The organism is Pseudomonas sp. Marseille-QA0332 (assembly GCF_054950175.1).
In genome coordinates, this window is the sequence record NZ_CM143106.1 from 1297801 (window position 1) to 1314933 (window position 17133).

The 17133-nt window shown below is 64.7% G+C and carries 16 protein-coding genes; 8 read left to right on the top strand and 8 right to left on the bottom strand.

The features are described from left to right. Positions 1 to 132 precede the first annotated feature (132 nt). Positions 133 to 1206, top strand: coding sequence for a UV DNA damage repair endonuclease UvsE (gene uvsE, locus ACY8GK_RS06130; protein ID WP_462402597.1), 1074 nt, complete (start codon positions 133 to 135; stop codon positions 1204 to 1206). Positions 1207 to 1233: 27 nt separating this feature from the next. Here uvsE and ACY8GK_RS06135 read toward each other — a convergent pair whose 3' ends face one another. From ACY8GK_RS06135 to ACY8GK_RS06160, 6 genes are all read right to left on the bottom strand, one after another. Further along, complete coding sequence (locus ACY8GK_RS06135) at positions 1234 to 2559, bottom strand: LLM class flavin-dependent oxidoreductase (protein WP_196178546.1); 1326 nt, start codon at positions 2557 to 2559, stop codon at positions 1234 to 1236. A gap of 93 nt (positions 2560 to 2652) precedes the next feature. Further along, the gene (locus ACY8GK_RS06140) at positions 2653 to 3627 is read right to left on the bottom strand and encodes a Bug family tripartite tricarboxylate transporter substrate binding protein (protein WP_462402598.1); all 975 of its coding nucleotides are present in this window, start codon (positions 3625 to 3627) and stop codon (positions 2653 to 2655) included. Between the two features lie 83 nt (positions 3628 to 3710). Beyond that, positions 3711 to 5213: a tripartite tricarboxylate transporter permease gene (locus tag ACY8GK_RS06145; protein WP_196178542.1), complete on the bottom strand. Its 1503-nt coding sequence runs from the start codon at positions 5211 to 5213 to the stop codon at positions 3711 to 3713. Positions 5214 to 5222: 9 nt separating this feature from the next. Further along, positions 5223 to 5735 carry a tripartite tricarboxylate transporter TctB family protein gene (locus ACY8GK_RS06150; RefSeq protein ID WP_196178540.1) on the bottom strand — a complete coding sequence of 171 codons (513 nt, stop codon included), beginning with the start codon at positions 5733 to 5735 and terminating at the stop codon, positions 5223 to 5225. After that, positions 5732 to 6688: an ABC transporter substrate-binding protein gene (locus ACY8GK_RS06155; RefSeq protein WP_196178538.1), complete on the bottom strand. Its 957-nt coding sequence runs from the start codon at positions 6686 to 6688 to the stop codon at positions 5732 to 5734. Before ACY8GK_RS06155 ends, ACY8GK_RS06150 begins: the two co-directional genes overlap by 4 nt. A 91-nt stretch (positions 6689 to 6779) precedes the next feature. Then, positions 6780 to 7907: an LLM class flavin-dependent oxidoreductase gene (locus ACY8GK_RS06160; protein ID WP_462402599.1), complete on the bottom strand. Its 1128-nt coding sequence runs from the start codon at positions 7905 to 7907 to the stop codon at positions 6780 to 6782. 264 nt (positions 7908 to 8171) lie between these two features. Between ACY8GK_RS06160 and ACY8GK_RS06165 the strand changes: the two genes are divergently transcribed. After that, complete coding sequence (locus tag ACY8GK_RS06165) at positions 8172 to 8780, top strand: cysteine dioxygenase family protein (protein ID WP_196178534.1); 609 nt, start codon at positions 8172 to 8174, stop codon at positions 8778 to 8780. Further along, a complete protein-coding gene (locus ACY8GK_RS06170; protein WP_462402600.1) occupies positions 8777 to 10366 on the top strand; it encodes a rhodanese-related sulfurtransferase in 1590 nt (529 codons plus the stop codon). Before ACY8GK_RS06165 ends, ACY8GK_RS06170 begins: the two co-directional genes overlap by 4 nt. On the opposite strand, the gene ACY8GK_RS06175 is transcribed toward ACY8GK_RS06170, so the two are convergent. Both ACY8GK_RS06175 and ACY8GK_RS06180 read right to left on the bottom strand, forming a co-directional pair. After that, positions 10367 to 11074: a TraX family protein gene (locus ACY8GK_RS06175; protein ID WP_462402601.1), complete on the bottom strand. Its 708-nt coding sequence runs from the start codon at positions 11072 to 11074 to the stop codon at positions 10367 to 10369. Further along, positions 11071 to 12171 (bottom strand): metal-dependent hydrolase, encoded by a 1101-nt coding sequence (locus tag ACY8GK_RS06180; RefSeq protein ID WP_462402602.1) that lies wholly within the window; start codon positions 12169 to 12171, stop codon positions 11071 to 11073. Before ACY8GK_RS06180 ends, ACY8GK_RS06175 begins: the two co-directional genes overlap by 4 nt. A 175-nt stretch (positions 12172 to 12346) precedes the next feature. Between ACY8GK_RS06180 and ACY8GK_RS06185 the strand changes: the two genes are divergently transcribed. The 5 genes from ACY8GK_RS06185 to ACY8GK_RS06205 all read left to right on the top strand — a co-directional run bounded on the left by ACY8GK_RS06185 (position 12347) and on the right by ACY8GK_RS06205 (position 17088). Further along, positions 12347 to 13354 carry an aldo/keto reductase gene (locus ACY8GK_RS06185; protein ID WP_462402603.1) on the top strand — a complete coding sequence of 336 codons (1008 nt, stop codon included), beginning with the start codon at positions 12347 to 12349 and terminating at the stop codon, positions 13352 to 13354. Between the two features lie 253 nt (positions 13355 to 13607). Continuing rightward, positions 13608 to 14678, top strand: a complete 1071-nt coding sequence (locus ACY8GK_RS06190) for an enoyl-CoA hydratase/isomerase family protein (protein WP_462402604.1) — start codon at positions 13608 to 13610, stop codon at positions 14676 to 14678. Between the two features lie 201 nt (positions 14679 to 14879). Further along, entirely contained in the window at positions 14880 to 15197 is a 318-nt protein-coding gene (locus ACY8GK_RS06195) for a DUF2388 domain-containing protein (RefSeq protein WP_196178522.1), read from the top strand. Between the two features lie 215 nt (positions 15198 to 15412). Continuing rightward, positions 15413 to 15901 carry a hypothetical protein gene (locus ACY8GK_RS06200; RefSeq protein ID WP_196178520.1) on the top strand — a complete coding sequence of 163 codons (489 nt, stop codon included), beginning with the start codon at positions 15413 to 15415 and terminating at the stop codon, positions 15899 to 15901. 413 nt (positions 15902 to 16314) lie between these two features. After that, positions 16315 to 17088 carry a ParA family protein gene (locus tag ACY8GK_RS06205; RefSeq protein ID WP_462402605.1) on the top strand — a complete coding sequence of 258 codons (774 nt, stop codon included), beginning with the start codon at positions 16315 to 16317 and terminating at the stop codon, positions 17086 to 17088. The last annotated feature ends 45 nt before the right edge of the window (positions 17089 to 17133 follow it).

Genomic DNA, 17133 nt, shown 5'->3' on the forward strand with positions numbered 1-17133 from the left:
CACTTTCATGTTTTCTTCCGGCAGGCGCAGGTGCGGCATGTCCGCGCCGGATCCTGGTATTAGGCCAGCCCCAGGGATCATAAGCCTGCATCCGGCGGTCTACCTGAAACGCTCGTGAACCAGGAATCGCTCATGTCCGTCACCGCCCGTCTGGGCTTTGCCTGCCAGTATCGTCATCCGCACCGCAGCCTGTCGGCCAAGGAACTCGAAGCCATCGAGCGCACCTTCAACCCGCGCACGACCACTCTGCGCTGGATCAACGGCGCGGGCCTGGAGGCCGCCCGCGGCAAGCTGCTGGAGCTGATGGAACACAACCTTGAGGCCCAGCTGCGGCTGCTCGATCATGTCGCCACGCTTCCGGCGATGTTGCGCATGGTGCGCCTGAGCAGCGACCTGCTGCCGTTGTACAGCCATCCACAGGTCGCTTCCTTCTACCAGGCGCCCGACGTGCAGGCCCAATTGCAGCGACGCTTCGCGCGCATCGGCGAGCGGGCCCGCCAGTTCGACATCCGTCTGTCCTTTCACCCCGGCCAGTATTGCGTGCTGGGCTCGGATCGCCCCGAGGTGGTGGAGAACAGCCTGGCCGAATTCGAGTATCACGCCGACATGATCCGCATGATGGGCTACGGCCAGCGTTTCCAAGACTTCAAGTGCAATGTGCACATCGCCGGCCGCCTGGGCATCGCTGGCATGCGGGCGGTCTGGCCACGTCTGTCTCAGGTGGCCCGCAACACCATCACCCTGGAGAACGACGAGAAGACCTATGGAGTGGATGACTGCCTGCAGATGGCGGACCTGGCACCGGTGGTGCTGGACATTCACCACTGCTGGATCCACGAGGGCGACTACATCGATCCCCAGGACCCACGGGTGGCCAGGATCGTCGACAGCTGGCGCGGCGTACGGCCGGTGATGCACTACTCGCAACCGCCGGAGCGCCTGCAGGCGCTGGGCTTCGATGCCCAGCACAAGCTGGAGATCCCGGCGCTGCTGCAACAGGTCAACAAGCGCGACCTCTACCTGCACAGCGAACGGATGTGGAACGACTGGACCAACCGCTATGCCTTGTGTTTTCTGGATCGCTTCGACCTGATGTTCGAGGCCAAGCACAAGAACCTTGCCGCCGAAGCGTTCTACCAACAGTACCTGCGGTCTGGGGATACGGCCGATGCCACGGGGCCTGGCCTAGGCCCTACTCCTGCATGAGCGCAGCGACGGGCTGTGCTGCGCTGCTCACGAAAGACTCGCGAAGCGCGGGATGGCCAGGCCCAGGCTCTCACGCAAGGTTGAACCTTCGTAAGCCGTCCGATACACCCCGCGTTCCTGCAACAGTGGTACCACCTCCCGGGTAAAGCGCCGGAACTGCTCGGGATGGCCTATGTAGATGTTGAACCCATCCAGCGCTCGCGCCTGGAACCATTCGGTCATGCGTGCCGCCACGGTTTGCGCCGAGCCGACGAAGGCACCGGGACGCAACAGGCGCCCGAACTCCACGGCCTGGCGCAAGCTCAAGCCCTGCTCGCGTGCCTGATCGGCGATGCGCTTGGCCGCGGTAAAAAAGCTGCTGCGGGCATGCTCGAGGCTGTGCTGAGGGAACGGCGCGTCCAGATCGTACTGGCTGAAATCATGCCAGCCGAAATTGCGGCCGAACTCCTTGAGCGCCTGCTCGAAGCTATGGTCCAGATGGTGGTAGTGCCGTTCGATCTCCCGTGCATGGGCATCGTTGTCGCCGATATGAATCTGCGCGCCAGGCAGAATCAGCAGTTGCTCGGGGTCACGCCCGAGCCGGGCCGCGCGAGTCTTGATGTCGCGATAGAACGCCTGCCCTTGCTCCACGCTCGCGGCATGGGTGAAGACCACGTCGGCGGTGCGCGCACCGAGGTCGCGCCCTTGCTCCGAGTCGCCAGCCTGGAAGATCACCGGCTGGCCTTGCGGCGAACGCTGGATGTTCAGCGGCCCGACTACCGAGAAATATTCGCCCTTGTGATGCAGAGCGTGCATCTTCGACGTATCGAGGAAGCTGCCAGTGGCACGGTCGCGCACGAACGCATCGTCTTCGTAGGAATGCCAAAGTCCTTGTACCACCTGGACATGCTCAAGCGCGCGGGCATGGCGGGTATCGTAGTCGTAGTGCTCGTCGCGACCATAGTTGCCAGCGGTCCCGGCATCACCGCTGGTGACCACGTTCCAGCCGGCACGGCCCTTGCTGATCAGATCCAGCGAGGCCAGCCGGCGGGCCACGTCATAGGGTTCGTGGTAGGAGGTGGTCAGGGTGCCGACCAGGCCGATCTGTCGCGTGCTCACCGCCAGCGCCGAAAGCAGGGTCAACGGCTCCAGGCGGTTGAGGTAGTGCGAGGGCGAACCGGGGGTGATGAACTGGCTGTCGACGATGAACATCAGGTCGAACAGCGCCGCCTCGGCCTGGCGGGCGATGTCGATGTACCAGTCGATGTTGACGCTGGCGTCTGCCGGCAACTGCGGGTCCAGCCACAGGTTGTGTTGGCCAGGGCCACCACAGCCCATGGGCAAGGCGCCTAATTTGATCTTTCTCTCGCTCATGTCACTCTCCGATCGTTCTACTTACGGGCCAACGGGCGGGCGCGCCGCAGTGCCCGCCGCGGTTCAGGTTGCGAATGATTCGTGGCTGGTCCGTCACTCGATTCGTACTTGAGCGGCCTTGGTCACCTCGCCCCAGCGCGCCCTGTCCTGATCGATGGTCCTGGCGAAGCTCTCTGGTGTGCTGTGTTCGACGCTGATGCCCTGTTGGCCGAAGCGCTCGATGGTCTCTGGTCTGGCGGCGATGGTTTCGATCTCGCCGGCCAGACGCTGCACCAGGGCTGGATCGGCGCCCTTGGGCAGCACCACGCCGAACCAGCCGGAAGCGACGAAGTCTGGCAGGCCGGCTTGCGGGGCGCTGGGCACGTCAGGCAACAGTGGCGAACGGTCGGCACTGGTCAGCACCAGCCCCTTGAGCTTGCCGGCCTGGATCTGTGGCGCCAGGACGGTGAGGGTATCCACTGCGACATCCACCTCGCCGCCGAGCAGGCCAGTGACCGCCGGCGCACTGCCCTTGAAAGGCACATGCAGCAGGTCGATCCCGGCCAGCTTCTTCAACAGCTCGCCCGAGAGATGGCAAAGCGTGCCGTTGCCGCAGGAGGAGTAGCTCAGTTCGCCTGGCCTGCGCTTGGCCTGTTGGATCAGCGTCTGCAGGGTGTCCGCCGTGGAGGCGGCGCCGACGGCGACCACGTTGGGCACCGAGGCGAGCAAGGCGACCGGGGTGAAGTCCCGCACCGGGTCGTAGCGCAAGTCAGCCTGCAGGTTGGGCAGGATCGCCAGCTGGCCGACCGTGGCCAGCGACAGGGTGTAGCCGTCCGGCCTGGCCTTGGCGGCAGTTTCGGCGGCGATGGCCGTGCCGGCACCGGGCTTGTTGTCGATGACCACTGGCTGGCCGAGCGAGATTGACAAGTGCTCGGCGTAGTAGCGGCCAACGGTATCAGCGGCGCCGCCAGGCGGGAACGGGACGATCAGCGTGACGGGGCGGCTGGGGTAGTTGTCGGCCTGGGCCAAGGCGCAGACGCTCAGTGTCAAGGTGGCGATGGCAAGGGTAAGACGATGCACTGGTTTCATGCTCGGGCTCGCTAGGAATGATCGTTGGGTGGCACCGTTGCAGGCGGCGTACGGCAAGCGCCTGCGCGGCTTTTCGTACAGGCCTAGTCTTCGCGGAAGGCGGCCTGACGGCTCTTGCGCAGTCGCGGCGACAACAGCAGGAAGACCATCAGCGCTGCGAACAGCAGCAGAGTGAGGCTCATGGGACGGGTCAGGAACACGCTCGGATCGCCGCGCGACAGCAGCATCGCCCGGCGCAAGTTTTCTTCGAGCAAGGGGCCGAGGACGTACCCGAGCAACAGCGGCGCCGGCTCGCAGCGCAGCTTGATGAACAGGTAGCCAAGCACACCGAAAGCCATGCTCAGCCCGACGTCGAACAGACTGTTGTTGAGGCTGTATACGCCGATGCAGCAGAACAGCAGGATCGCTGGATACAGGAGGCGATAAGGCACCGACAGCAGGCGCACCCACAGGCCCACCAGGGGCAGGTTCAACGCCAGCAACAGCAGGTTGCCGATCCACATGCTCACCACCAGGCCCCAGAACAGCTCGGGGCGCTCTTCGATCACCTGCGGCCCCGGCACGATGCCATGGATCATCATGGCGCCGGCCATCAGCGCCATGACCGCATTGGATGGCAGCCCCATCACCAGCATCGGGATGAACGAAGTCTGCGCCCCGGCATTGTTGGCTGCTTCAGGCGCAGCCACTCCCTCAATGGCGCCCTTGCCAAAGCGCGAAGGGTCCTTGGCCAGGCGCTTTTCCACCATGTACGCGGCGAAGGCGCCGAGCATGGCACCGCCACCGGGCAGGATCCCCAGCAATCCACCCAGGCTGCCGCCACGCAGGATCGGCTTCCAGGCGCCTCGATAGTCATCGCGCGTGGGCAGCAGGCGGCCGATCGGCGCGACCTGAGCTGGGGCAGCCTGCTCGCGTTCGAGGTTGACGATGATCTCGGCGATCCCGAACAGCCCCATCGAGATCACCACGAAGCTGACGCCGTCGGACAGTTGGGGCAGGCCGAAGGTGAAGCGCTCTGCGCCTGAATGGACGTCGGTACCGACCAGTCCTAACAACAGCCCGAGCACCGTCATGGCCAGCGCCTTGAGCAAATCGCCCTGCGCCAGCACGATGGCGGCCACCAGGCCAAGCAGCATCAGCGAGCAGTATTCGGCCGGCCCGAACTTCAGGGCGAACGCCGCCAGCGGCGTGGCCGCGGCCGCCAGCAGAAGAATCGCCAGGCTACCGGCGACGAACGAGCCGATGGCGGCGATCGCCAGCGCTGTCCCCGCCCTGCCCTGGCGCGCCATCGCATGGCCGTCCAGGCAGGTGACCAGCGAGGAGGATTCACCCGGCAGGTTGACCAGGATCGCGGTGGTCGAGCCGCCGTACTGGGCACCGTAATAGATCCCGGCCAGCATGATCAGCGCCGCGTTCGGCTGCAGTCCATAGGTGAGCGGCAACAGCATGGCGATGGTGGCCACCGGGCCAAGACCGGGCAGCACCCCTACCAGGGTGCCCAAGGTCACGCCGATCAGGCAGTACAGCAAATTGTCGAAGGTAAAGGCGGTTTCCAGGCCCAGGCCCAGATGATCGAGCAACTCCATCTTGCCTCCTCAGGCGGGTAGCACAGGCAGGTTGAGGCCCAGGCCGTAGGCGAATACCAGCACGCTGAAGGCGCCAAGCGCGCTGCCAAGCAAGGCCAGCTCGCCGAGGCGCGCGCGGCGTCTGGCCAGGCCGCTGAGCAAGGTCAGCAGCACGGTCGCCAGCGCCAGACCCAGGCTTGGCAACAACCAGGCGAAGGCCAGCACGCCGGCGCCGACCATCAGCACCGGCCGCCAGCGCGGCTGCGGCTGATCCGGCGCGGCGCCTTCATGCTCGGGCGCGAGCTGGGCAGCTTGCGGGCGGGCCAGGCCGCGCCAGAGCAGCAGCACCCCCAACAGACCGAGCAACCCCGATACCAGCAGCGGGAAATAGCCGGCGCCCATGCGCATGGCCGTACCCAACGGGTATTGGCTGGCCAGTCCCATGCCTAGGGCCGCAAATGCCATGAACAGCCCGCCGCCGATCACTTCGCCTGTGTCGACTACCCTCGGAGCTACCCCTGGCAGCACTCCCAAGCCGCTCATGGCCGGACCGGCGCCGTGGCCGGCTGCAGCGCCGCTGCAAAGCTCTCGTCGAACAAGCTGGCGGCCGGATAGCTTTGGATCAATCCAAGACCGGCGAAGAAATCGACGGTCTTCTGTGCCTGGGTGATGACCGGGTCGTCGATCGCCGCCACGTCGGTCCGCGCCCGGGCGAACCAGGCCCGAGCGATGTCGCGATCGGCACGGGTGCGTCTGGCCCACGCATCGGCGTAGGCCTCGGTGTGCGCCGGATCGCTCAGGGTCCATGCACGCGCCTGCTTCAGGCGCTGCAGGAAATCGGCAATCTGGGCGCGCTTGGCCTGAACGGCCTTGGCATTGGCGACCACGAAACTCTGCGCCGGTATCAGCCCCTCGGCAGTGGCCAGCACCCGTGCTCCCTGACGCTCCTGCTGGGTGACGTAGGGCTCCCAGGTAGAGATGACGTCCACCGAGCCGCCATCGAGGGCGTGCGAAGCGTCCAGCGCGCTGAGGTAACGCAGCTCAAGCGAATCACGCGCCACCCCGGCCTGATCCAGGGCGGTGAACAGCAACTGCTGGCTCCAGGAGCCTTTCCAGATGGCCGCGCGCTTGCCGCGCAGGTCTTCGAGGCTGTGTATGGAGGCATCCTTGCGCACGAGGATGGCCACGCCTTGCAAGTTCTGCCGGCTCACGGCAATCACCTTGATCGGCGCGCCCAGCGCGCCGAGGAACAGCGGCGGCGCATCGCCCAGCAGACCGATATCGAGGCTGCCGACATTCAGCGCTTCGGCTACCGGCGAGCCCGCGGTGAACTGCTTCCATTCCAGCGTGTAAGGCACATCATCGAGCACGCCGGCCGCTTCCATCACGGCACGGGTATTGAAGCTCTGGTCGCCGACCACCAGGCTTTGCGCGCTGGCCGCCAGGCTCAGCGAGGCTGCCAGCATGCCGGCGGCCAGTTGCTTGAGATAACGCACGTTTTGTCTCCAGGTGCCCCATGGGCATGCTACTGGCGATCCGCGCGCGCGGTCTCGTCGATGTTCAGAAAGGGGTTCATGGCTTAGGCGGTCACGCCCAACCGTCGACCAGCGATCGGCAAACCTGTCTCGGGCTGTCAGGCTGCGCCCGCTCCAGACGTTCGGCGATCTTCGCGCGGGTCAAGGGAATCAGCTCGCGCCCATATGCCTGGGCATCGGCCAGCGGATCGAAGCCGCGGATCAGGAACGTGTCCACGCCCAGCTCGTGATAGGCCAGCAGGGCATCGGCCACTTGCTCGGGCGTCCCGACCAGCGCCGTGGAGTTGTGCCCGCCACCCACCAGGCCGGCGATGCCAGTCCAGAGGCGTTCGTCGACCCGTTCGCCTTGCGCCACGGTGCCCAGCAGACGCTGGGCGCCCACGCTCTGGGGCTTGTTGGCAATCACCGGCCCGGCACGCTCGAGGCGTGCGCGGGCCTGGCCGAGAATGTTGTCGGCCCTGGCCCAGGCCGCTTGCTCGGTATCGGCCAGGATCGGCCGGAACGACACGCTGAAGCGCACCTGGCGAGCGTGCCGAGCCGCCTGCTCGCGCACGGCGGCGATGGTCTCGGCAGTCTGCGCCAGGGATTCGCCCCACAGAGCGAAGACATCGGCGTGCTTGCCTGCCACCTCCAGGGCCGCCTGGGAGGAGCCACCGAAATAGATCGGCAGGCACGGCTTGTGCAGTGGCTTGATCGCCGAAAACGCTGCCTGCGCCCGGTAGTGGTTGCCTGCATGGTCGAACGGTTGCGTCTCGGTCCAGACCTTGCGTATCACCTCGAGGAATTCGTCGGTGCGTGCATAGCGCTGGTCATGACCCAGGTAGTCGCCATCCTTGCGTTGTTCGGCATCGTTGCCACCGCTGATCACATGCAGGGCCAGGCGCCCATCGAGCAGGTGATCGAGCGTGGCCAGCTTGCGCGCGGCCAAGGTCGGCGCGACGAAACCGGGCCGATGGGCCAGCAACAGGCCGATGCGCGAGGTGACCTGGCCGGCCAACGCGGCAACCAGAAAACCGTCCGGCTGGTCGGACCAGTAACCCACCAGGATCCGGTCGAAGCCTGCCCGTTCATGGACCTGGGCTAATTGGGTGATGTAGGCCTTGTCGAAGATCGGTCCGCTTGGCTCGTGTATTTCCGAGGAGAGCCGATGGCCGATCATGCCGATGAATTGAACGCTCATTGCGGTGGGCCTCGTTTCGTTGCGTGTAATAAGTCTTATGTTTTTTCGATCTAAATATTTAGATAGCTAGAATCTATTTCATCAGTCTCATGTTGTGAAATTCGTTCGTGGCATAACCTCATGCCTCGGTTTTTATCGATTTGAGATGAAAAAGCCCGCCATGTAAATGCTTTTTTTGCATATTAGCTTATGAATATTTTGAATTTTTAGAATATTAAGAAAGCCGGTAGGCTAATCTCCTTCTTGCCAGTCCGAGCCATGACCATGAGCCAGACACCACGCCCACAGCGCCTGCGACACTTCATCGGCGCCTTTTCCGATCTGCTCGCGCAGCAACCCGAAGAAGCCCTCATCCTCGATCGAGGCCAGCACCTGCTGGCCGACCTGGTCGCCCATGACGACTGGCTGCCCGATGAACTTGCCCAGCCGGACCCCTCGCGCTACCAGCAATTCCTGCTGCACTGCGACTCGCGCCAGGATTTTTCGCTGGTCAGTTTCGTCTGGGGGCCAGGACAGCACACCCCTATCCACGACCATCGGGTCTGGGGGCTGATCGGCATGCTGCGTGGTGCCGAGTATTCGCAAGGCTTCGCCAGCGACGAACGGGGCCGCCTGGTCCCGCACGGCCAGGCACTGCGCCTCGATCCTGGACAAGTGACAGCCGTCTCGCCGCGCATCGGCGATATCCATCAGGTCAGCAATGCCTACGCTGACCAGGTTTCGATCAGCATCCATGTCTATGGCGGCAATATCGGCGCGGTCAAGCGTGCGGTGTTTCTCGCCGACGGAAGCGAAAAGCCGTTCATTTCCGGCTACGCCAATAGCCGCCTGCCCAATATCTGGGACCTATCCAAAGAGAGCCCCGCCCCATGAGCCACTTCGCCACCCGCCATTTCCAGGATATCCGCCGCGCCCTGCTGGCCAAGCAGGAACTGGCCCTGATCGATGTCCGCGAGGAAGACCCATTCGCCCAGCGACACCCGTTGTTCGCTGCCAATGTGCCGCTGTCCAGACTCGAGCTGGAGATCCTTTCGCGTGTGCCGCGCCTGGACACGCCTGTCACGGTGTATGACGACGGCGAGGGCTTGGCCAGCCAGGCCGCCGAACGCCTGTTGCAGCTTGGCTACCGTAATGTCGCATTGCTCGAAGGCGGTCTGGCCGGCTGGCGGGCCGCCGGAGGCGAGTTGTTCCGTGACGTGAACGTGCCTAGCAAAGCCTTTGGCGAACTGGTCGAAAGTGTCCGGCACACCCCGTCGCTAGGCGCCGAGCAGGTTCAGGCCCTGCTCGACGGCAAGGCCAACGTGGTGGTGCTGGATGCGCGGCGCTTCGATGAATACCAGACCATGAGCATTCCCGGTGGCATCAGCGTACCGGGCGCCGAGCTGGTCTTGCGCGTCGCCGAGCTGGCGCCCGCCCCCGATACCCAGGTGATCGTCAACTGCGCCGGACGCACGCGTAGCATCATCGGCACCCAATCGCTGCTCAACGCCGGCATTCCCAACCCGGTCGCCGCCCTGCGCAACGGCACCATCGGCTGGACCCTGGCCGGCCAACGCCTGGCCCATGGGCAGCAGCGTCGCTTCGGCGAGGTGAGCGAGGCGACTCGCCAGCAGGCTGCGCGCAAGGCTCGCGCCGTGGCCGACCGGGCCGGCGTGGTACGTCTGGACAAGGCCGCCCTGGCTGGCTGGCAGGCCGAAGCTTCCCGGACCACTTACCTGTTCGACGTACGCACGCCGGAGGAATATGCTGCCGGTCATCTTCCAGGCAGCCGCTCCACGCCCGGTGGCCAGCTGATCCAGGAAACCGACCATGTCGCCAGCGTGCGCGGCGCGCGCATCGTCCTGGTGGACGACGACGGTGTACGCGCCAACATGAGCGCCTCCTGGCTGGCCCAGCTCGGCTGGGAGGTCGCGGTCCTCGATGGCCTGGCGTTGGCCGACTTCAGCGAAACCGGGGAGTGGCAGCCAAGCCTGCCGAGCCTGCCGCAGGTGCCAGGCGTGACCTTCGAGCAGCTGGCTGCCTGGCTCGAGCAAAGCGGTACCGTGCTGCTGGACTTCACCACCAGCGCCAACTACGTCAAGCGTCACATCCCGGGGGCCTGGTGGGCGATTCGAGCGCAGCTGGCCCAAGCGCTGGAAGCGCTGCCAGTGGCCGAGCGCTATGTAGTCACCTGCGGCAGCAGCCTGCTGGCGCGTTTCGCTGCAGTTGACCTGCAAGCCCTCACGGACAAGCCGGTATTCTTGCTCGAGGGAGGCACGGCGCGCTGGATCGAGGCAGGGCTACCCCTGGAAAGTGGCGAGACGCGCCTGGCCGTAGCGCGCAGCGATCGCTACCGCCGGCCCTATGAAGGCACCGACAACCCCCGCGAAGCGATGCAAGGCTATCTGGACTGGGAGTTCGGCCTGGTCGCGCAACTCGAGCGCGACGGCACCCATGGCTTCAAGGTCCTGCCGGCCTGATCAGCCCAACCCTCGCCACCACCCGAGGGCCGCCAGGTGCAAGGGATAGAAGCCATAGGCCCAGCGGCCGACCGGCCAGACGTGCAGGTGATCGTGGCGTAGCAACCACAGACCTAGCGGTATGGCCAACGCGGCCATGCTCAGGATCAACAGTGCAATCGGCTCGAACGGATGCGCCGACAGCCAGCTGTTGGTCAGGTTCGCGCCGACGGCCAGGCTGCAAGGCAGCAGCCAGGCCAGCCCACCTCTGCCCAGGGCCTGTAGCCAGGCCGCTGGCAGCAGCACGCCCGGCAAACCATACATCAGCACGGGACTGGCCCAGGTTGCCGCCAGCACTGCCAGCAATCCCGTCAGGCGAGCCGCCGTTCCGGCATGATGCACACCCCAGGCCGACAACAAGCCGAGCGTCAGGGTCGGCATGATGCTGAAGGTCTGCGACTCGCTGTCGAGCCAGCGGTAGGGCGGCTCCGAAAGCACGCAGAAAGCGACCATCCAGCAGAGGTAGCGGGCATTGCCGTGGCTGTGTAAGGCTGCTTGAGGGCTGCGTCGAACATGACAGGCCATGACCAGGCAGAACAGCGGGAATGCCAGCCGACCAGGTATGAACAAGCCATCCGCCATGGGCCAGAGATAGCGCAGGTGATCACCCAGCATGCTGAGGATGGCCACCCATTTGACCAGGTCCAGCCCGGCCGAGCGGCTGTTCATCGACCCTCCCCGAGCGCAGCCGCCTGATGGTCAGTACCCGGCATTCGCGATGCCCAGCGCGCCAGCGGCAAGGGTGGCTGCTGGAAGAAGATGCGCCGCCCGATCAGGCGCAGGTCCTCTCGGTCGAACATCGATCCGACACCGGCGCCGCGTGCACGAGTGGGCAGGATCGCCTGCCAGCCGCCCTGGCCGTCGCGTCGGGCCATGTTGAAGCGGAAGGTGTAGTTGCCGGGCAGCCCCATGCGCAGGTCGGTGACGACCAGGTGTTCGCCTTCGATGTCGTAGCGCAGCCAGTGCGCGGTGAACCAGCGCAGCCGCTCATGCAGTGGCACGCCTTGCAGGGCCGCCGCGGCGTCCAGGTGCAGCGACTGGCGCAGCAGCTCGGGTGGCTCGCGGTCGAACCAGCTGCTGACCCCTTCGTAGTAATGGCCGTCGGGCGTCTTGGCCAGCAGCCGCCAGACCAGGGTATTGAACGCCATGGGGATCGCGCGCACCTCGCTGGCGACGATGCCCTGGTTGTCCAGCGCCGCCTGGAAGCGATGCTCGGCCAGGTTGCGTCCGGCCAGGCCAAAGCCAAGATAGGCGGCGCCGAACAGCACCGTCGCCAGCAGGCACCGTTGCATCCTTGCACCTATGCCCTCGAACGCTGCATACAGCACTGCGACCAGCATCGGCAGGGTGTACACGGGATCGATGATGAACACCGCCGCCCAGCTTTGCGGAGTCAACGCCAGCGGCCAGAACAGTTGCGTGCCGTAGACGGTAAAGGCATCCAGGACCGGGTGGGTGACCAGTACCAGCCAGAAGGCCAGGAACAACCTCGATAGCCGGTAGCCTTTGTCCGGCCATCGGTGCCGACCGAGCCAGGCCACCAGCCAGGCGAGCAGCAAGGCCAGGCCGGTCAGCACGAAAACCGAGTGCGAGAAACCGCGATGGTAGGTCATCGTCGAGACCGGGTCGGCGTAGCGGATCACCACGTCGAGATCCGGCAGAGTGCCGAGCGCCGCGCCGTATAGAAGCGCTCGACGCCCCTGGATACGCCCCAATACCGCGCCCTGTAGGGCGGCGCCCAGTACAGCCTGTGTCAACGAGTCCAATTTCGTGGTTCCCCATGGGCGATTGTCTGCCGTTCGAAGTGGACAGCGTAAACGCTACGGGGTGCCGATGGAGCGCCTGCCATGTCGCCATGGGGCATTGCGCCACCCTGATGCTTTCAAACCGTCTTGTTTGCCTGTACAACAGGCCGCACCCCATCGAAAGAGGATGTTCGACATGATCTACCGTCCGCTGGGCCGCAGTGGCCTGCAGGTTTCCGCCTTGACCCTCGGCAGCATGATGTTCGGCGATCAGACCAGTGCCGGGGATGCCTTGCGCATCATCGACAAGGCCTGGGACCAGGGCATCAACTTCATCGATACCGCCGATGTCTACAATGCCGGCCGCTCCGAGGAAATCGTCGGCGAGGCCGTGGCGCGCCATCGCCAGGAATGGATCGTCGCCTCCAAGGCAGGTTACGGAGCTGCCGGCGGCCTGCCCAACCGCAGCGGGCTCTCGCGCAAGCACCTGTTCAATGCCATCGAGGCAAGCCTGACCCGCCTGGGTACCGACTACCTGGACCTCTACTACCTGCACCGCGAGGACCACCAGGTACCGCTCGAGGAAACCGTGCGGGCGATGGGCGACCTGTTGCGCCAAGGCAAGATCCGTTACTGGGGCGTTTCGAATTTTCGCGGCTGGCGCATCGCCGAGATCTGCAACCTGGCCGAACGCCTGGGGGTCGACAAGCCGATCGTCAGCCAGCCGCTGTACAACATCGTCAACCGCCAGGCCGAGCCGGAACAGTTCACCGCGGCTGCTCACCATGGCCTGGGTATCGTGCCTTTCAGCCCACTGGCGCGCGGCGTGCTCAGCGGCAAGTACGTGCCAGGCAGCGCTCCGGACGCCGGTAGCCGCGCCGGGCGCCAGGACAAGCGCATCCTGGAGGTCGAATGGCGCCAGGAATCCCTGACCATCGCCAGGAAGATCCAGGCCTACACCGAGGCCAAGGGCGTCGGCATCGTCGAATTCGCCATCGCCTGGGTGCTCAACAACCGGCTGGTCAGCTCGGCCATCGTCGGCCCGCGCACCGAGGCGCAATGGGATACCTACAGCGGTGCGCTGCAGGTGCAGGTCACGGCCGAGGATGAAGCCTTCATCGACTCGCTGGTGACCCCGGGACACGCCTCGACCCCAGGCTTCAATGATGTGGCTCACTTCGTCAGCGGCCGTCTGCCACGTTGATGCGCGCTTGCCACTGGCCATGACCATACGCGGCGGCTACGCCGCGCTCGAGTGGCTCCGGTAGCACCATAACGTCGACGTATCAGCGCCACGATCCGGGTAAGCATTTCGCGGTAGAGCGCTGTCACACCTGTCGGTAGTCAGGCACTTGCAGGACGGGCGGCTCAGTGCAGCCCCTGGGCGCAAGCTTCGACTACCTCGTTCATGCCGCAAGGCGCATAGGGAAATCCAACGACACGTCATGGAGACCGCGATGACCGCGCTCGCTCAAATCCAGGAGGCCGGGCACGTACTGGCCGAAGTTCGCAATCACATCGGACATTTGACGCTCAATCGGCCGTGTAGCCTGAATGCCTTGACCCTGGACATGATCCGTACGCTTGGGCAGCAACTGGAAAGCTGGGCGGCCGATCCGCAAGTGTTGGCGGTCATGCTGCGTGGCGCTGGCCCAAAGGGTCTTTGCGCCGGTGGCGACATCCGTTCGCTATCCGACAGCTACCATGCGGCAGACTCCGTGCACCGCGACTTCTTCGCCGAGGAGCATGCCCTGGGCCTCTACATCCACCGCTATCGCAAGCCGGTCATGGTGCTGATGGACGGTTATACCCTCGGCGGCGGCCTGGGCCTGGCCCAAGCCGCGGACCTGCGCATCGTCACTGAACGCAGCCGGCTCGGCATGCCGGAAGTGGGGATCGGCTATTTCCCGCATGTCGGCGCCAGTTACTTCCTGCCACGCCTTCCAGGCGAGCTGGGGATCTACCTGGGCGTCAGCGGCACCCATATCGGCGCCGCCGATGCGCTGTATTGCGGCCTGGCCGACTGGCACGTCAATAGTGCCAGGCTTTCCGCGCTCGACTATCGGCTCAACCGCCTGAACTTCAGCCATGTCCCGCTCAAGGACCTGCAGGGCCTGCTGGCCAAGATAGGAACGCAAGTGCTGCCAGAACCCTCGCTGGACCGGCTGCGGCCGATGATCGATCATTATTTCGGCTTGCCAGACGTGCCAAGCATGATCGAACAATTGCGCACCGTGACCATCGGCGACAGCCACCCATGGGCCTTGGCCAGCGCCGAGCGAATGCAAGCCTGTTCTCCCCTGGCGATGGCGGTGACCCTGGATCTGTTGCGCCGCGGCAGGTACATGCCGCTGGAGGACTGCTTCGCCATGGAGCTGCATCTGAACCGACGCTGGTTCGAACATGGCGAACTTCTCGAAGGCGTACGCGCCCGCATCATCGACAAGGACAGGCAGCCTCGCTGGAATCCTCCGACCTTCGCCAGCCTGGAGCGCCAGCAGGTGCAACGTTTCTTCGAAGGGCTCTGACCTTGCGCCCAATCGTCGGCAGACCAGGCAATGGTGAACGCGACGCGCGCAGGGCCTGGGGCTTGCGGGGGCGCGGATGCTCATCGGCCTGGCCTGCCGGAGCCAGTCGTGCCAGCAGGCAGATGGAACTCGCCCGTGAATTTTCCGCTCTGAATCAGCAGCGGTACCAACATTGGGCTACATGCTTCTGGAGAATACGTCATGCGCCACTTATTGCTCGTTCCTTCGCTGCTGCTTTGTCTGCCTGTCGGTACGGCCTTGGCCGACAATACCGTCCGGCATGTCGCGACGTCGGCAGGGATCTCGGCCTCGCTGTACTCGACGTTCAAGGACGATAAACGCATCATTCCCGCCCAAGACGAACTGTCGGCATTCATTGCCAGCGACGGTGCGATTCGAGGCGCCTATGTGGAATCCGCACTGCAACAGGCCCGCCATGACCATCCGGGCTTGCAAGCCAGTGACACCGATCTGGCTCGCGCCATCCTGGCCAAGGAAGATCGCACCGCCCACCACTGATCGCTCTCTCGAGCTTCGCGCCAGAGGCCAATGGCCAATGGCGCGAAGCTACGTTGACGCCCACCTATCATCCTTCCTGACGCGTCAGGGCCGTTCCTGGCACCGCCACGAAGCAGCGCCAGGCCTGCCTGTCGCTACCGCCCGTCCGTTGCATGGCACCCCTGATCCGACAGGTTGCCCCAACTCATGCATGTCAACCAACGAGGAGAGACATCATGAAGCGGATTCGCCCTCAATATCTGGCCCTTGCCTTGTGCCTGGGATTCGCTGCGCCAACCACCTTCGCCGCGACCGACCTCAATGGCACTGGCCATAGCAACACACCGGGAAGCAGCCAGGTCCCTGGCAACGCGACGCCCTCCCAGGATGGCCATGGCACCGGTTCGGGCACCATGCATGGCGGCAGTGGCACCACTCCCGGTAGCAGCGGCATAGGCACCGACACCGGCAGCACCGGTGGCGACGGTGCCGGCGGCGGCACTGGTACCGATGCTGGTCCACGCAGCGGCAGCGGCATGGGAAGCGGTACTGGCAGCGGCGGCGGCATGGGCACCGGTGGCAGCGGTGGATCGGGCGGCATGGGCTCGGGCGACAGCGGCGGCTCCGGAGGTACTGGCGGCACTGGCGGCAGCGGCGGTATCGGCACCGGTGGCGGCTCTGGCACCGGTGGTACCGGCAGTGGTGGTAGCGGTGGCGGCAGCTGATTCACGGCCAGCGACAGACACGTGCCGTATAGAACGGCACGACGCCAACGGGCCGATGCACCTCCCACGCATCGGCCTGTTTTCGAGTGAACGAGCGCCACCAGACATCGCCATCACCCTCCCAGCATCGGCTCTGGATCAGCAACCGCGAAGGCAATGACGTGGCCATCGGCCATCGTCAATGCCGAACGCCTGGAAGTCACCCAATGCATACGCACCGGGCACTTTCCGACCCGACCATCGGACGCCTCTGTTCTTATAGTTCGCTGACCAGTATTCAGGCTGTCTTAAAATTGTCATCTTTCATTCATAGGATCGTCCTTGATCTGACATCTTCGAGCCTCGGCATGGGCGCCAGCCCGCCATCGAGGCTGGCTGTCGGAACGCTACCTATCCCTCATGGATGACATTCAATGCGTCGCGTCGTATTCAATCAGAAAGGTGGTGTCGGCAAGTCCAGCATCGCCTGCAACCTCGCCGCTGCCAGTGCCGCCGAAGGCTATCGCACGCTGCTGGTGGACCTTGACTCGCAGGCCAACGCCACCCACTACCTGACCGGCCTGGCCAAACAGGCCATTCCCGCCGGTATTGCCGATTTCTTCAAGCAGACCCTGACCGCGAAGGCTGCCGGATTCAAGGAGCGGGTGACGATCACCGAGACGCGCTATGACAACCTGCATCTGATCACGGCCAGCGCCGAGCTGGCCGAGTTGCAATCCCGGCTCGAAGGCAAATTCAAGATCAACAAGCTGCGCAAGCTGCTGCTAACGCTTTCGGAAGATTACGAGCGAATCTACATCGATACTCCGCCGGCCTTGAATTTCTATACCTTCAGTGCCTTGGTCGCCGCCGAGCGACTGCTGATACCGTTCGACTGCGACAGCTTTTCGCGCCAGGCCCTGCTCGGCGTGCTGGCCCAGGTCCAGGAGCTGCGTCAGGACCATAACGAGGCTCTGGAAGTCGAAGGGGTGATCGTCAATCAGTTCGCCAGTCGCACCGCGCTGCACCAAAGCCTGGTGCAGCAGTTGCGTGATGAAGGCCTGCCGGTGCTGCCGGTGTTTCTCAGCAGTTCGATCAAGATGCGCGAGTCCCACCAGGTTTCCGTGCCGCTGGTCCACCTGGCCCCCCGCCACAAGCTGGCGCGCGAGTTCGTCGACCTGCTCGACACGCTCGAGCGCGCCGCCTGAAGCCGGCCTGGCCGCAGAAAACTCGAACCCCTGCCCTGCTGGCGC

Bases quoted from the DNA above. Each gene is read 5' to 3' on its own strand.
- ACY8GK_RS06190 (WP_462402604.1), top strand. From the start codon at position 13,608: ATGACCGCGCTCGCTCAAATCCAGGAGGCCGGGCACGTACTGGCCGAA.
- ACY8GK_RS06135 (WP_196178546.1), bottom strand. From the start codon at position 2,559: ATGAGCGAGAGAAAGATCAAATTAGGCGCCTTGCCCATGGGCTGTGGT.
- ACY8GK_RS06145 (WP_196178542.1), bottom strand. From the start codon at position 5,213: ATGGAGTTGCTCGATCATCTGGGCCTGGGCCTGGAAACCGCCTTTACC.
- ACY8GK_RS06165 (WP_196178534.1), top strand. From the start codon at position 8,172: ATGAGCCAGACACCACGCCCACAGCGCCTGCGACACTTCATCGGCGCC.
- ACY8GK_RS06140 (WP_462402598.1), bottom strand. From the start codon at position 3,627: ATGAAACCAGTGCATCGTCTTACCCTTGCCATCGCCACCTTGACACTG.
- ACY8GK_RS06205 (WP_462402605.1), top strand. From the start codon at position 16,315: ATGCGTCGCGTCGTATTCAATCAGAAAGGTGGTGTCGGCAAGTCCAGC.
- uvsE (WP_462402597.1), top strand. From the start codon at position 133: ATGTCCGTCACCGCCCGTCTGGGCTTTGCCTGCCAGTATCGTCATCCG.
- ACY8GK_RS06170 (WP_462402600.1), top strand. From the start codon at position 8,777: ATGAGCCACTTCGCCACCCGCCATTTCCAGGATATCCGCCGCGCCCTG.
- ACY8GK_RS06160 (WP_462402599.1), bottom strand. From the start codon at position 7,907: ATGAGCGTTCAATTCATCGGCATGATCGGCCATCGGCTCTCCTCGGAA.
- ACY8GK_RS06175 (WP_462402601.1), bottom strand. From the start codon at position 11,074: ATGAACAGCCGCTCGGCCGGGCTGGACCTGGTCAAATGGGTGGCCATC.
- ACY8GK_RS06150 (WP_196178540.1), bottom strand. From the start codon at position 5,735: ATGAGCGGCTTGGGAGTGCTGCCAGGGGTAGCTCCGAGGGTAGTCGAC.
- ACY8GK_RS06195 (WP_196178522.1), top strand. From the start codon at position 14,880: ATGCGCCACTTATTGCTCGTTCCTTCGCTGCTGCTTTGTCTGCCTGTC.
- ACY8GK_RS06200 (WP_196178520.1), top strand. From the start codon at position 15,413: ATGAAGCGGATTCGCCCTCAATATCTGGCCCTTGCCTTGTGCCTGGGA.
- ACY8GK_RS06185 (WP_462402603.1), top strand. From the start codon at position 12,347: ATGATCTACCGTCCGCTGGGCCGCAGTGGCCTGCAGGTTTCCGCCTTG.